Origin of the sequence: Micromonospora sp. NPDC049101 (assembly GCF_040648675.1) — a bacterium.
In the GTDB taxonomy this organism is placed as follows: Bacteria; Actinomycetota; Actinomycetes; order Mycobacteriales; family Micromonosporaceae; genus Micromonospora.
In genome coordinates this window covers 1-14,296 of record NZ_JBEZED010000052.1, presented here as the reverse complement: position 1 = coordinate 14,296, position 14,296 = coordinate 1, and the positions used below count along the sequence as shown (strand labels likewise).

Annotated in this window: 12 protein-coding genes; 1 reads left to right on the top strand and 11 read right to left on the bottom strand. The window is 70.1% G+C overall.

Features of this window, described 5'->3' with window-relative positions:
* Positions 1–77 precede the first annotated feature (77 nt).
* From AB0B57_RS36515 to AB0B57_RS36465, 11 genes are all read right to left on the bottom strand, one after another.
* Complete coding sequence (locus AB0B57_RS36515) at positions 78–2,009, bottom strand: FAD-dependent oxidoreductase (protein WP_357080945.1); 1,932 nt, start codon at positions 2,007–2,009, stop codon at positions 78–80.
* The gene (locus AB0B57_RS36510) at positions 2,006–2,545 is read right to left on the bottom strand and encodes a flavin reductase family protein (RefSeq protein ID WP_357080942.1); all 540 of its coding nucleotides are present in this window, start codon (positions 2,543–2,545) and stop codon (positions 2,006–2,008) included. The genes AB0B57_RS36515 and AB0B57_RS36510 overlap by 4 nt, the downstream gene beginning before the upstream one ends.
* Before the next feature lie 34 nt (positions 2,546–2,579).
* Positions 2,580–3,728: a hypothetical protein gene (locus AB0B57_RS36505; protein WP_357080939.1), complete on the bottom strand. Its 1,149-nt coding sequence runs from the start codon at positions 3,726–3,728 to the stop codon at positions 2,580–2,582.
* Positions 3,729–3,751: 23 nt separating this feature from the next.
* Entirely contained in the window at positions 3,752–4,681 is a 930-nt protein-coding gene (locus AB0B57_RS36500) for an MBL fold metallo-hydrolase (protein WP_357080947.1), read from the bottom strand.
* Positions 4,682–4,686: 5 nt separating this feature from the next.
* The gene (locus AB0B57_RS36495; protein ID WP_357080936.1) at positions 4,687–5,646 is read right to left on the bottom strand and encodes an aromatase/cyclase; all 960 of its coding nucleotides are present in this window, start codon (positions 5,644–5,646) and stop codon (positions 4,687–4,689) included.
* On the bottom strand, positions 5,643–5,897 hold the full coding sequence (locus AB0B57_RS36490) for an acyl carrier protein (RefSeq protein WP_357080933.1): 255 nt from the start codon (positions 5,895–5,897) through the stop codon (positions 5,643–5,645). The genes AB0B57_RS36495 and AB0B57_RS36490 overlap by 4 nt, the downstream gene beginning before the upstream one ends.
* A complete protein-coding gene (locus AB0B57_RS36485) occupies positions 5,894–7,141 on the bottom strand; it encodes a ketosynthase chain-length factor (RefSeq protein WP_357080930.1) in 1,248 nt (415 codons plus the stop codon). The genes AB0B57_RS36490 and AB0B57_RS36485 overlap by 4 nt, the downstream gene beginning before the upstream one ends.
* Entirely contained in the window at positions 7,138–8,403 is a 1,266-nt protein-coding gene (locus AB0B57_RS36480) for a beta-ketoacyl-[acyl-carrier-protein] synthase family protein (RefSeq protein ID WP_357080927.1), read from the bottom strand. The genes AB0B57_RS36485 and AB0B57_RS36480 overlap by 4 nt, the downstream gene beginning before the upstream one ends.
* 173 nt (positions 8,404–8,576) lie before the next feature.
* On the bottom strand, positions 8,577–9,224 hold the full coding sequence (locus AB0B57_RS36475) for a disulfide bond formation protein DsbA (protein WP_357080924.1): 648 nt from the start codon (positions 9,222–9,224) through the stop codon (positions 8,577–8,579).
* 63 nt (positions 9,225–9,287) lie between these two features.
* Entirely contained in the window at positions 9,288–9,449 is a 162-nt protein-coding gene (locus tag AB0B57_RS36470; RefSeq protein ID WP_357080921.1) for a hypothetical protein, read from the bottom strand.
* The gene (locus AB0B57_RS36465; RefSeq protein WP_357080919.1) at positions 9,446–12,430 is read right to left on the bottom strand and encodes a BTAD domain-containing putative transcriptional regulator; all 2,985 of its coding nucleotides are present in this window, start codon (positions 12,428–12,430) and stop codon (positions 9,446–9,448) included. The genes AB0B57_RS36470 and AB0B57_RS36465 overlap by 4 nt, the downstream gene beginning before the upstream one ends.
* Positions 12,431–12,838: 408 nt before the next feature.
* Here AB0B57_RS36465 and AB0B57_RS36460 point away from each other — a divergent pair, with 408 nt between their 5' ends.
* On the top strand, positions 12,839–14,119 hold the full coding sequence (locus AB0B57_RS36460) for an MFS transporter (protein WP_357080916.1): 1,281 nt from the start codon (positions 12,839–12,841) through the stop codon (positions 14,117–14,119).
* The last annotated feature ends 177 nt before the right edge of the window (positions 14,120–14,296 follow it).

Here is a 14,296-nt window from a genome sequence, read left to right as displayed (position 1 = left end):
GCCCCCGGGGCGCCCCCGCCCCCCCCGCCCGGCCGCGGGGCCGGCCGGCCCCCCCCCCCCCCGGCCGACGTTCGTGGTCAGCGCAACTCGTAGTCGGCCGGATCGACGGCCCGGGTGCGCCGCCAGTAGTCCTGGGCCGGGAACGGCCAGTTCTGCGCGGTCCGCCCGGCGGCGTTGACGAACCAGCTGCTGACGTTGGAGAAGCCCCAGGCCCGCTGGGAGTTCGCCTCGTCCACCCAGGTGTTGAACTCGCTGAACACCTCCGGGCGGACCTCCATGGCTCGGTGCCCACCCTGCACCAGCCTGCGCACCGCGTCGACGAGGTAGGTCACCCCGCACTCGGAGAAGTAGATGATGCTGCCGCCCTGCCCGGACAGGTTGGTGTTCGGCCCGTACAGACAGAAGAGGTTGGGGAAGCCGGGCACGGTCAGTCCCAGGTACGCGCGTGCGTCGCCGCTCCAGTAGTCGTGCAGGTCGACGCCGTCGCGCCCGGTCACGGTCATCGGGGCAAGGAACTGCGAGGCTTGGAATCCGGTGCCATAGATGATCACGTCGGCCGGGTGCAGCTCGCCGTCCGCGTCGCGTACGCCGTCCGGGGTGAGCCTGTCGACGGCCGTGGTAACCAGGCGGACGTGGTCGCTCTTCAAGGTGGCCAGCCACTTGCCGTTGTCGCGCAGCACCCGCTTGGCTCCGACCGGGTAGCGCGGCAGGAGGAGTGGCAGCAGGTCGGGGCGGTCGGTCAGCTGGCTCTCCAGATATGTCGTCAGCGTGGCGCGCAACTGGTCGTTGAGCGCCGACACGGCACGCTCGCTGGGTGGATAGTCCGGGTCGACGACCCAGCCCTCCAGTACGCCGCGCAGGCCTGGCGCCAACAACCAGAACCGCTGCCACGCCGCGTAGTACGGCAGGTGTTCGTAGAGCCACTGGACGCCGGCCGGAACCGCGTCGTGGTAGTGCGGGGTGGGCCGCAGCCAAGGCGGGGTGCGTTGCAGGACGGTCAGTCGGCTCGCCTGCTTGGCCACCTCCGGAATGAACTGGAAGGCGCTGGCACCGGTGCCGATCACCGCGACCCGCTTGCCCGTGAGGTCCACGCGGTGATCCCACCGGGCCGAGTGGAACGCCGGACCGGCGAACTCCTCGCTGCCCGGGAACTGCGGCACGTGCGGGCGATTGAGCTGACCGACGGCGCTGACCAGGACTGTGCACTGCTCGGTGCGTGGCCCGTCGGGAGTGTCCGCGGTCAGCCGCCACTGACCGGCCGCTTCGTCCCAGTGCGCCGCGCGGATCTCGCTGTTGAAGCGGATCAGGTCCAGCAGGCCGTGCTGTTTGGCGAAATCCCGCAGATAGGACAGCAACTCGTCGTGTTTACAGAAGTGGTCGGGCCAGTCGGTACGAGTGGCGAACGAATAGCTGTACAGGTGGCTGGGCACGTCGACCCGGCAGCCCGGGTAGTGGTTGTCGAACCAGGTGCCGCCGAGGTCGGGGTTCTTCTCGTAGACCACGACCGGCACGCCCGCCTGGGTGAGCCGGTGCGCTGCGAGCAGTCCGCTGAGGCCGGCGCCGATGACGACCACCCGGGCGTCTCGGTCCGGGGCCACCTGGTCGAGCCGCCAGTCGGGCGCCTTCGGGTCCTCGCCGGGCAGGATCAACTCCTGCTCAAGCAACGGCACAAGGTCCTCGGTGTCGCCGCCCATCGCCCAACTGGTGACCCGCCGCAGCGTGCCGCGGTCGAGCCGGGGCACCGCGGCTCCTTCGCGCAGCCGCCGCAGCGCGTTGAGGGCGAGTTCGCGGGCATGATCCTGCTGTTCGTCCGTCAGGCCGCCCTGTGGCAGGAAGAGCCAGCCGTTGGGTCGCAGATCGTCACGCAGGATCGACAGGTCGCCGGTGAGGTGGGCGACGGTCATCAGTAGGGCCGGTGCCTCCGCGTCGCTCAGGTGGGCCCGCAGCGTGTCGTCGTCGGCGGTGATCGGCTTGATCGCCGGCATGGCTTCCCCCGGTGTCGTCGTCATGGGCCGGCCGGTCCGCCGTCAGCCGGACCGCGCAGGTGGTGAAAGCCACGGTCGAAGTAGACCGCTGGCTCGGTGTCTCCGGTAACCCGCACGTCGCAGACCGCGCCGACGAGGATCATGTGATCGCCGGCGGTGTGCCGGCTGTGCACCGCGCATTCCAGCACCGAGGCCGCGTCACCCAGCACCGTCGCGCCGCCGGCGGTGCGTTCGAATCCGCCGGCGGCGAACTTGTCGACGCCTTTGCCGGCGAAGCGCCGGGCCAGCTGGGTGTGGTGTGCGCCGAGGATGCTGACGGCGAAGGTCCCGCTGCTGGCGAACACCGGGTAGGAGTTCGCCGTGCGAGCCAGACAGACCAACAGCATCGGCGGGTGCAGCGAGACGGAACAGAGCGAGCTGGCGGTGAACCCGTAGGGCGTACCACTCTCGTCGTGGGTGGTCACGATCGCGACCCCGGTCGGGAACCGGGCCATCGCGTCGCGATAGTCGGCCAGGTCGAAGGTGGAGGCGCCGTCGACCGCGGAGTCGGTGGAAAGCATCAGTTCCTCCTGTCGGTTGCGGTCGCCCTCACACTCAGGACGCGGACCGCTGAACGAAACCGGTCACCGAGACTGTGAAGTCCTGCCGGTTCGGCCGGTAGGCGACGCAGTACTGCGTCGGGTACCAACCCGCGACCTCCCACGCGGCCGGCAGCTTGATGGGAGTGCAGGAGTTGGCGGCCCGCCCGGCGCCCAAGTCGTCGAACCAGGCCTTGTTGATCATCGGCTCGTAGAACGTGATGTCGCCGTCGAAGGCGCCGTACAGGAAGGTGTGGGTGAACGGTGCGCCGTTGAACTCGGGAGAGGCCGGATCGCCGAGGTGGTTGCCCATGCCGGGCACCACGGCGTCGATGTCCACGTAGCCGGCCGGCAGGTAGGCCGGCGGCACCGGCTTGCGGCCCCGCGCGTAGTCGTCGCAGTCGATCAGGTTCATCCCGCCGCACGGCCCGGTGCCGATCGCCATCGTCTCGGCTTCCTCCTGCAGATAGAAGTGCAGGTCGAAGTGGGGCACGCCGTAGATCGGATCGGGTGCGTGGCCGCGCGGGTCCCAGTTGAGCATGGCCCACTTGAACGGGCCGCCGACGCGCTGCCGGAAGCGTTGCGGCAACTGGAGCATGTACTCGTGCTCGTGAACGCACTCCGCGTCGCGGGTGATGGCGCCGTCGCCGTTGACGTCGTAGCAGTGCTTGCCGTCGGACAGTTCGGCCGGCAGCCCGGTGAGCATGCCCTTGTCGAAGACGAACGACATGCTGATCGGGCGCCTGCCGACGCTCTGGGTGGCGATCCGCACGCTGCCACCCGTACCGACCCGCTGGGCCGGGCCGTAGTCGGCGCACGGACCCGGGTAGGAGCGGGTGCCCTGGTAGAGGCGTTCCGCCACGCTCGCCGGCAACCGCAGGTCCTGTTCGATCTCCGGCCTGCCCAGCACCAGACAGACGTCGACGGCCTTGCCGGTGGCGTCGGCGCGCTGCGGCGCGGGTTCGTCCGACGCAGCCGAGTGTTGGGAGGAGGTGGTGTGTCCGGCCGCGGCGAGGTGCGGGGAGTGGGCGCTCTGGCCGGCCGCCGTTAAGGCCGCCGGCTTCCCCTCGCTGCGCAGCGGCTGATAGGAAAGAGTGAGGACCGCGGCGGCGGCGACCGCTACGGCGAGGACCCGGCGCATCGGCCAGGTACGCGGTGAAGTCATCGAATGTCCTTCGAGTAAGCGGGTCAGGCGAAACAGGCAGGCAGGCGTCCGTCGTTGAAGGCGACCATCTCGCCGAAGACGCTGACCACGTCGAGCGGGCGCCCGAGCGGTCCGTCGGCGAGTTCCGCGTACGCGCGGTGCAGGTTGCCGACGATCCGTTCCGGGTCCAGCAGGTGGTCGAAGGCGGAACGATCCGCCGACAGCGCGGTCTCCAGCGGGCTCATCCCCTGCGCCGCGCCCTCCTCGGCGAGTTGTTGGATCCAGCGCAGGTAGGCGAGGTTCTCGTCGATCACCTCGGGCCCGGCGAGGGGCCCGTGCCCACACACGATGACGCGCGGGTCGAGCTCCCGGATGCGCTGCAACGCCGTCACCGCGCCGCTGACCGAGCCCATCAGGTTGAACGGGGCCGCGCCGCTGAGCAGCACGTCCCCGGCGAACAACACACGGGTGTCAGGCAGCCACACCAGGACGTCGTTGGTGGTGTGCGCCGGGCCGACGTGGACAAGCTCGGCGACCCGGTCACCGAGGTGCACGGTGGCCCGATCGCGGAAGGTCAGAGTCGGCAGAGTGACCCGTACGTCACCCCACGACACGTCCGGCCAGAGCCCGGTGAGCGCCAGGCCGGTCTCGGCCATCTCCACCCGCGCCTGCTCGTGCGCGACCACTGTGGCCGTGTCGAAGACGTGGTTGCCGAAGTTGTGGTCGCCGTGATGGTGGGTGTTGACGACCAGTCGGCGCGGCCCGCCGAGGCCGCTGAGGGCCGCGTGCAGCCGGCGGGCCCGCTGCTCGGTGGCGAGTGTGTCGACGACCATCAGCGTCTCGGGCCCGGAGACCGCACCGGCGTTGCTGACGCACCACCCGCCGGGCAGCTGCAGGTAGGCGAAGACGCCGTCGGCGATCTCGACCAACCGCTGGCTGCCGGACGGACCGTCGGTACGGCTCACGCCGGCCATCAAGCTCATCGCGGAACGCCCTCGTCCGGCGAGACCGCCGCCCGTTCGCTCGCGTGGGCGCCGGCGTACGTCAGGGTGGCCCGGCTGTTGCGGCCGAGGGCCGCACGCAGGAAGCTCCGCGCGTCCGCCACGGTCCTTCCCGCGCCGAGCACGCTGGTGATCGCGGCCGGGTTGATCGCGACGGTGTGCTCCGCAACGACGAGCGACCCGCCCGGCCGCTCACTGAACAGCCATGAACCGCTGTGCCCGGTCAGCAGCGCCGGCGGGATCAGTTGCTTGTAGACGATCCGCTCCCCCGGCAGGCAAACCCGCACCGAACGTGTCGTGTGCGTGCTGCCGTCGCCGGTGACGGTCTCCATCTCCATGTCCTGGATGCCGGGCTCCTCTTCGCGCAGCACCACCCGCCGCACGTGCGGCAGCGCGTCCGGCCAGCGGTCGCTGCGGTAGACGAAGTCGTACACGTCGGCGGCGGTGCCCGGCAGCTCCACCTCGTCGGAGAAGGTGAAGACCAGGTCGTCGACGGGATGTTCGAGCTCGCCGATGCGGCCGAGGGCAGCCAGCTCACGCTCACTGTTGGCGTCCAGTGCCTGCTCGAGCAACGCCACCTGCCGTTCGCCGCCAGCGACCGAAAACTCGTGCACGAGCACGATCTCGGTGCCGCCGTCCGGCTGCGGACGGAAGATCCATTCACCGCTCATCAAGGTGACCGGTGGCTGGCTGTGCTCCTGGCGGAACGTGATCCGCAGGGCCTCCGGGTCCAGGGTGCGCCGCGAGGTCCAGCTCTTCACCTCGCCGTTGACCATCGCCCACAACTGGAAACGCTCGTGACCCTCGCCGCGTTCGAGGTGGTGGACGTGGATGCTGGGCTCGAAGATGACCGGCCAGCGGCTCACGTCGGCCACCAGGCCGTAGACGGTGGCGGCGGGCACCGCCACCACCCGCGAGTGCACCCGCCGGTGCGTCATGACGCCTCGACGAGGACGGCGTTCACCACGTCGACCACCGCGCGCGGCGTGTCCAGCTCCACGATCTGCTCATCGGGAATGCGGACACCGTAGTCTTGTTCAATCCGTGCGGCGGTCTCCATCAGGGCGAGCGAGTCGTATCCGAGATCGTCGAACTGGCGGTCGGCGATGTCGCCGTTCAGGTCGGCCTCGCTCTCGCCGGCACACGCGATCAGGATGCGGCGCAGGTCGTCGACGGCGAAGTTGCTCATCGGTAGGTCTCCTTCTCGAGCGAATCGTTGACCCCACGGACGACGACGGCGGCGTTGAAGCCCCACAGACCGCGAGCCAGCACCAGAGCGGTACGGACCGGAGCGGAGCGCGGGGTGCCGCACACCAGATCGATGCCGTAGTCGGCGGGTACGTCAGCGGTCCCGGCAGTGGCGGGGATGACGCCGTCGCGGATGGACAGCAGGGCGGTGACCAGGTCGGTCGGACCGCCGCCGGAGTACAGCCGGCCGTAGAGCGACTTCGGCGCGGTGACCGGCACCCCGTTCGGGCCGAACAATCCACGGATCGCCTCGGCCTCGGCGGCGTCGGAGGCGGCGACACCCAGCGCGTCGGCGAACACCACGTCCACCTCACCGGCCTCGATCCCGGCGTCAGCCAGGGCCATCTCGGCGGCGCGGCGCAGGCCGGGCGGGCGGCCCGAGTCGGCCGGCGGATCGAAGGTGGACGCGTAGCCGGCGATCTCACCGTGCACGCGCTGCACGCCCCGGGCACGGGCCGCGGCGGCGTCCTCCAGGACCAGCACGGCGCCGCCCTCGCCGGGCACGTAGCCGCAGGCCGAGGCGTCAAAGGGGAGGTACGCCCGGGTGGGGTCGACGGCCCGGCTAACCCTCCCACTGGCGATCTGCGAGACCCAGCCCCACGGGTCGAAAGCGGAGTCCACGCCGCCGGTCACCATCAGCGCGGTGCCTCGCCGGACGGTTCGGCGAGCATGGCCGACCGCGTCCAGGCCACCGGCCTGCTCGGCGACGAGCGCACTGCTCGGGCCACGCATGCCGTGGCGGATCGAGATCTGGCCGGTGTTCACCGCGTAGAACCAGGCGAACGACTCGTAGACGCTGACCGCCTGCGAACCGATCGACCACAGCTTCTGGAACTCCCGGTGGGTGAACTCGAAACCGCCGGCGGCGTTCGAGGTGACCACGCCCATGTCGTAATCGGTCAACTCGGACGGGTCGACCTTGGCGTCGGCGAGCGCCCAGTCGGCGGTCACCAGAGCGAGCCGGGTGGACACGTCGGTCTGCGGCAGCAGTCGGCTGGGCAGGTGCTCGCGCGCCTCGAAATCGGTGATCTGGCCGGCCAGAGTGGCCGGGAAGCGCTGGACGTCGAAGCGGGCCAGCGGCGCGATGCCGCTGCGCCCAGCCAGCAGGCCGTCCCAGAACCGTTCGAGACCCAGCCCGCTGGGCGCAGCTACGCTCATGCCGGTCACGTACACCGGGGTGGTCATCGGGTCTCCTCCGGACGTCGCAGCACCATCGCGCTCTGGAAGCCACCGAAGCCGCTGCCCACCGTGAGCACGCTCGGCACTGCCTGCTCACGGGCGGTCAGAGGGACGTAGTCCAGGTCGCATTCGGGATCGCGGGTGTGCAGGTTGGCCGTCGGCGGGACCACGCCGTGCTCGATGGCCAGCAGCGAGGCGGCGATCTCCACCGAGCCGATCGCGCCGAGCGAGTGCCCGACCATCGACTTGATCGAGCTGATCGGCACCTCGTACGCGTACGGCCCCAGGCTGCGTTTGAACGCGGCTGTCTCGTGCCTGTCGTTCTGCTTCGTGCCGGACCCGTGCGCATTGACGTAGCCGACGTCGCTGCGATCCAGCCGGGCCTCGTCCAGCGCCACCCGGATCGCCTCGGCCATCTCCCGGCCGTCCGTCTTCAGGCCGGTCATGTGGTAGGCGTTGCAGCGTGTGGCGTAGCCGGCCAACTCGGCGTAGATGTGTGCGCCACGGTTGCGCGCGTGCTCGTACTCCTCGAGAACGAACATGGCGGCGCCCTCGGCGAGCACAAACCCGTTACGGGTCGCGTCGAACGGCCGGGACGCGTGCTCCGGGTCATCGTTGAGTGTGGTCGTCGCCTTGATCGCGTCGAAGCAGGCGACGACGATCGGGGTGATCGGCGTGTCCGATGCGCCGGCCAGCATCACGTCGGCGCTGCCCTCCCGGATCAGCTGCCCGGCATGTCCGACCGAGTCCAGGCCCGAGGTGCAGCCGTTGGAGACCATCGTGACCGGGCCCTCGGCCGCCACAGTCCAGGCCACCTCGGCCGGCATGACGCTGGGCACCAGGTAGTCGAACATGTGCGGCGACACCAGCTCGGGGTCGACGACCCACTTGCGGCCGCTGTCCGAGAGCACGAGGTATTCGCGTTCCAGGCTGGTCGCCGCGGCGACCGCGCTGCCCAGGCTGACCCCGACCCGGTACGGGTCGAGAGTTCCGACGTCCAGCCCGCTGTCCGCGACGGCTTCTCGCGCACAAACCACGGCGAACTGGGTGGCCCGGTCCATCCGGCGGGTCTCCCGAGGGGTCAAGCCCTCCAGCACCGGGTCGAAGTCGACCTCGGCGGCAACCTGGGACCGGTACGGCGAAGGATCGAAGAACGAGATCCGCCGGGTCGCCGTACGGCCCGAGCAGAGCAGATCCCAAAATTCCTTGGCACCGTTGCCACCGGCGGCACGGACACCGAGCCCGGTGATGACGACACGCCGCGTCACCGGGCACCGTCCGGACGTTCGCAAGTCTTCGAGGTGAGCATCGACAGGGTCCTCACTGCTCATCTTGGCAACCGCCCGGCGGGATCCGCGGCGGTGAACCCAGCGTGCGATGAACGGCTCGAACCCGACTGGAAGATCGATGGGAGCCACCGGCCGGTGGCTCCCATCGCGTGTCACCCAAAGATCGGCGGAGTGTCGCGGGACCGCTTCAGCTCGAAGAACCCGGGCGTGCCCGCGACCAGCAGGACGCCGTCCCACAACCGGCCCGCGGCCTCGCCCTGCGGGGCGGGCGTCACCACCGGGCCGAAGAAGGCGACTGTCGTACCGTCCGGTCCGGGTGCGTGAATGATCGGTGTGCCGACGTCGAGTCCGACCGGCTTGAGCCCGGCGTGGTGGCTCGCCAACAACTCGTCGTCGTACTCTTCGCTGCCGGCCGCCGCGGCCAGGTTCGGATCGAGATCGATATCGGCCAGGGCCGCCCGGTACAGCTCGTCACCGGGCTGCTGCCCACCGGGATGGATCCGGGTACCCAGTGCTGTGTAGAGGTCGCGCAACACCTCGGGACCGGCGGTCCGGGCCGCTGCGACACAGATTCGCACCGGCCCCCACGCCTCTCGGCGCAGAGCGAAGTACACCTCCGGGCGATCGGCGTACTCCTGCGGCACGCTGTCGTTGTCGGCGTTCAGCACGGCGAGGCTCATCACCTTGAACCTGACGCGTACCGGCCGGACCTGCTCCACCTGGAGCAACCAGCGCGAAGTCACCCACGCCCACGGGCAGAGCGGGTCGAACCACATGTCCAGCGTCTGGTGATCGGTCATCGAGGAGCCCCCTTCGGGTAAGCGGTGTGGCGTGCGCCGCGAAGGCATCGTGGCTCATCGCGCTCAAAGCCCGATCTCACCCACGTGGGCCCGCCACCTGCCGGCTCCGATCGTCGCACGGATGTCATGTTCGTGAATCCGTGCCGTGGTCTCGGTCAGTGACGGCAACAGCGGGTGTGCCGCGCCGGCCAGCAGCGTCACCCGCCCCGCTGGCGCCTGGGTCACCTCTGCGTGTCCTGGGATCGTGGGCAGAATTCGGTGACCTCGGTCAGCTTGTCGCCCATGTCGCAGACCTTGTCCCGCATGTTTCGGGTCCCACCGTTCTGCATGGCGTGCATCGCGTCGCACGCCTGCCGCCACGCCCGGCAGGCGCCGGGCACCTCGTCGAGGCCCAGGTGTGCTTCACAGAGCAGGATCGAGGCCTCGAACACGCCGATCCGGTTCTGCGCCTCGGCGGTCGCGTCGACTGCCCGTTCGAGGTGCTCCACGGCCCGGTGCTGCTGGCCCATCGCACCGAGACACTCGGCCATCGAGATGCGGATGTCGGCCTCGTCCGTCGTCCATTCGCTCTTCTCGCTGCGAGCGAGCGCCTCGTCCAGGCACGACATGGCCTCGTCGAGAGCACCGAGCCGGACGAGCGAGCGGCCCTGCGCCGCCGATGCCCAGATCTCACCCTGCTCGATGCCGGCGGCACGGTACCGGGCCAGTGCTCTCTCGTTCTCCTCCAGCGCACGCTGGTGCTGGCCGAGCTCGGTGTGGATCCGGTGCAGGGTGGAGTGCACGACGCCCTGCTCCGCCAGCAGGCCGTGCTCCGCGAAGATCTGTCGCGCGTCCGAGAGCAGGTCGAGGGCCTCCGCGTGCGCGGCGAGGTAGGAACAGGAGTCGGCCAGGCTACACATGACGTGCGCCGCGCCGACCCGGTCTCCCCTGTCGCTGGCCGACGCCAGTGCGACACGCATGATGTCCTGCCAGTCGTGGAACCGCCCGCTGCGCCGCAACCACGGCTGCATGGTGAGGGCCAACTGCCACCCGGCGATGCCGAAGTCACCCTCGGCGGCGCGCCGCACCGCCTCCGGCAACACCTCGCGGTGGTCGTCGAACCATCGCATCGCCTCGTCGTAGGTGGTGGGCTGCTCCGGCGCGACGCCGGCCGGCACCGGAGACGGCGCGACAACTGGGCGTTCCGGTGCCAGCACCATCGCCGCCCGGTATCCACTGTGCAGATAGTGCTGGAGGAGCCGGGTGGTCGCCGCCGCCCTGTCCGAGGCGGGCTCGTGCGTCAGAAAAAGCTCCTGCGCGTACGCCTTGACCAGCACATGCGACGTGAAGCGCCCCCTGTCGTCCTCGTCCAGCAGCGCCGCGTCGGCGAGTTCCCGCAGTGTCGCGCGCGCGACCGGCCCCGGGTGCCCGGCCAGGCTGGCGGAGGCCGCGGCCGACAGGCCGGGCGCCATGGCGGCGGAGGACAGCCGGAACAGTCGGGCGGCGTCCGGGCTGAGCTGGCGGTACGACCAGGCGAAGGCGGCCCGCGGATCCCGAACGCTGTGGCTGCTGGAGAAGGCGGCGAGCCGCTGCGTGCCGTCACGCAACTCCGCAGCCACGTCGGCGAGGGCGAGGCGCGGACGGGCACTCAGTCGCCCGGCCAGGATTGCCAGCGCCAGCGGTAGGCGACCGCACAGCTCGATGATCTCGTCCAGGATGTCGGCCGGCGAGGCGAGGCCCGCCACGGCGCGGTTCGGTGCGCTCACGAGCCGGCGCCGAACCAGCTCACGGGCGGTCAGCATGTCCGGAGGGTCAAGGTGCAGCAGGTGGGCTCCGTCGATGGCGGCAAGCTCGACGAGCGGCTTGCGGCTCGTCACGAGGACCAGGCTCTCCGGCGAGTTGGGCAGCAGCGAGCGCACCTGCGCACAGTCGCTGGCGTTGTCGAGGAGCACGAGGATGCTCTTGCCGGCGGTGAGGCTCCGGAACGTGCCGACCCGCGCGGCGAGCGTCTCCGGAATGCTGGACACGTGGACACCCTGCGACGACAGCAGTGACCCGACCGCGTCCCCGGCGGACACGCTCTCGTCCGTGGTCTGGTCGCCGCGCAGGTCCAGGTACAGCTGCCCGTCGGTGAAGTCGCCGGAAACCAGGTGTGCGAAGTGCGCGGCAAGCGTGGACTTGCCGACCCCGCCCATCCCGTCCAGAGCGACGATCAGGGGACCGGTCCGACCGGCGCCATCCGATCCGCTGCGCAGAGCGCCGAGCGTCGCGAGTTCTTCGGTACGCCCGACAAAGGTGGGCAGGTCGGGTGGCAGCTGCGCCGGTCGCACCAGCGGCTCCGGCGGGAGGCGGTCGACTGTCTGCCCCCGACCGGCGCCCGCGGCGTCCTGGGCCGTCGTCGCCTGGGTGAGCACGTGCCGGTGCGCGGCCTCAAGCGCCGTCCCTGGATCGATGCCCAGGTCTTCCAGGAGGCGGGAGCGCACCGTCCGGAACACCTTGAGCGCGTCGGCCTGGTGACCGGCCGTGCCCAGCGCGGAGATGAGACTCGCCTGCACCGGTTCGTTCAACGGCGCCATCGAGGCGGCCAGGCGCAGGGGTTGCAACACACGCCCCGAACAGTTCAGCGACACCGCGAGTTCGGCTGCGGACACGCACACGTCGAGAAACTCGCGGTCGAGCGCGGCGAAGATCGACGTCGCGGCCGACCCGGCGGCGTACGTGTCGCCCGCCGGCCCGCGCCACAGCTGGAGTGCCTCGACGTAACTGTCGAGCGCCCTGTCGCGGTCCCCCAGCGCGAGACTCGCCCGGGCGGCGCTGGTGAACTCGCGGAAGCTGACCAGGTCGAGGGTGCCAGCACCTGGCGCGAACAGGTAACCGCCACCGTGCCGGCGCAGGTACGAGCCGGTTGCGCGCGGGGGCAGCGAGGGTTCCATCAGCCGTCGCAGGGTGCCGACGTACTTGTGGATGACGTTTGTGGCGCTGGTTGGCGCGTCCTCGCCCCAGAGCAGCTCGATCAGGTTGCTCACGCTGATCGGGCGCCCTGCTCGGGCCAGCAGCAGGGCCAGCAGATTGCCCTGCTGTCGGGGCCCGGCGCTCAACTCGACGTCGTCGCGCCAGATTCGCAGGGGGCCCAGGATCTGGAACCGCAGGCTGCCGCTGACCGGCCGTGCTCCGTCGTCGGCGTGACGGGCAGCGGCCGATTTCGACAATTCGAGCTCCTGTTTCACTTGACGGATCGTGAACATCCCGCTGCTCGCGGTACCGCCAAGTCTACGTCCGGCCACGCCGAACGGACTCGTCACTCAGGGCGAAACGGACGTCCGCGCAGCCGCCGGCATGGAAGGGTGGAAATACCCCGGCGGCGAGTCGTCGAGAACACCACGTCTGTCGGTACGAGCGCCGGCCATCTGTTTCGGCACGGATGGGGATCTGTGCCCCGCGCGCTGAGGTTGCCGGCTGGGCTGAGTGGTTCGGCGGGCGGCGTCGCGCTCGGGCGTGGCCGTGCGGATCTGTCCGGTTCGGCAGTCACCTGGGCTCGCCTGTGGACAGCACTGCTCCGAAAGCTCACTCAGAAATTGTCAACTACCTGTCGTCATCATCTGCCGGAAGGTATTCCTCGGCAAGGACAGGGCTCCATGACCGCGTCAGCAAGCAACACTCGGACCGACTCGGACCGACCCGGTGTGTTCAACAAGCCGTACGAATCCCGGCGCGCCCCGCAGGCGAAGCGGAGTACCGCCGCGCAACCGGGTCGCCGGAAGGGGCTGACGCTGTTCGCGTTGGCCCTGGGCGCCTTCGCCATCGGCACCGGCGAGTTCGGCAGCAACGGGATCATCCAACTTTTCGCCTCCGACCTGGACGCGTCCATCCCGGTCGCGACGTACGCGATCAGCGCCTACGCGTTCGGTGTCATGATCGGTTCGCCGGCGATCACACTGCTCGCGGCCCGGGCCAACCGCCGTACCCTGCTGCTGGGCCTGCTCGCGCTCTTTCTCGTCGGCAACGTCCTCTCGGCCCTGGCCCCGAACATCGCGGCCCTCGTCGTCTTCCGCTTCGTCACTGGCAGCGTGCAGGGCGCCTACTTCGGCGCCGGCGCGGTCGTCGCCGCGTACGTCTACGGGCCGGGCAAGGGCGGACGGGCCTTCGCGACGGTGATGGGCGGCCTGACCGTGGCCACCGTCCTCGGGTCACCGCTCGGCACCCTCGTCGGCCAGCACGCCGGGTGGCGCGCCACCTACTGGACCGTCATCGGCGTGGGTCTCCTGGCCGGCGCGGCGCTGCTGGCATGGCTGCCACGCACCGACGACCTGCACGGCAGCTCCGTGGCACGCGAACTCGGCGCCTTTCGGCGACCCAAGGTCTGGCTCATGGTCACGGTCGCGGCGCTCGGCATCTCCAGCATCTTCGCCGTCTACACGTTCATCGGGCCGTTCGTCACCGACGCGGCGGGCGAGAGCCCGTCACTCATCCCCGTCGCCCTCGCCGTCTTCGGTCTCGGCATGGCATTCGGGAACTATTTCGGCGGCCGGGCCGCCGACAGGTACGGCAGCCGACCGCTCATCTACGGCTTCGGCTATGTCCTGGTGCTGCTCGCGGCCATCGGTTTCCTCGGCAGTGAGATTCTGATCCTCCTGCCGACACTGTTCGGCGTCGGAGCGACGATGATGTTCGCCATTCCCACCATCCAGGTACGGCTTACCGAATTCGCACCGGACGCGCCCACCCTCATGGGCGCCCTCAACCTGGCCGCCCTCAATCTCGCCAACTCGCTCGGCGCGATGGGTGGTGCCGTCACCATCGGCGCCGGGTGGGGAACCCTCTCCACGGTGTGGGCGGGATTCGTCCTCACCACCGCGGGCCTGATCCTCTTCCTCGCCACCCTGGGCCGGACCAGGGCACCCGTCAGGCCCGCGTAACGCCGCACGCCGTGCCGGTGGGCGGCCACACCCGCTCTCGCGCAGCCCTTCGATATCGCCGCGCGGTCGACTTTTCGCGCCCTAGTACTGCAACGGCAGTTGGTCAGGGGTAGCCGTGTCGTCGGTAGTGGCAGGTTCGGGCTTGGTATTGGCGTCGTCGGCGCCAGCGGGACCAGG

Coding starts and splice junctions, on each gene's coding strand:
- AB0B57_RS36515 (WP_357080945.1), bottom strand. CDS start 2,009: ATGACGACGACACCGGGGGAAGCCATGCCGGCGATCAAGCCGATCACC.
- AB0B57_RS36510 (WP_357080942.1), bottom strand. CDS start 2,545: ATGCTTTCCACCGACTCCGCGGTCGACGGCGCCTCCACCTTCGACCTG.
- AB0B57_RS36505 (WP_357080939.1), bottom strand. CDS start 3,728: ATGACTTCACCGCGTACCTGGCCGATGCGCCGGGTCCTCGCCGTAGCG.
- AB0B57_RS36500 (WP_357080947.1), bottom strand. CDS start 4,681: ATGGCCGGCGTGAGCCGTACCGACGGTCCGTCCGGCAGCCAGCGGTTG.
- AB0B57_RS36495 (WP_357080936.1), bottom strand. CDS start 5,646: ATGACGCACCGGCGGGTGCACTCGCGGGTGGTGGCGGTGCCCGCCGCC.
- AB0B57_RS36490 (WP_357080933.1), bottom strand. CDS start 5,897: ATGAGCAACTTCGCCGTCGACGACCTGCGCCGCATCCTGATCGCGTGT.
- AB0B57_RS36485 (WP_357080930.1), bottom strand. CDS start 7,141: ATGACCACCCCGGTGTACGTGACCGGCATGAGCGTAGCTGCGCCCAGC.
- AB0B57_RS36475 (WP_357080924.1), bottom strand. CDS start 9,224: ATGACCGATCACCAGACGCTGGACATGTGGTTCGACCCGCTCTGCCCG.
- AB0B57_RS36460 (WP_357080916.1), top strand. CDS start 12,839: ATGACCGCGTCAGCAAGCAACACTCGGACCGACTCGGACCGACCCGGT.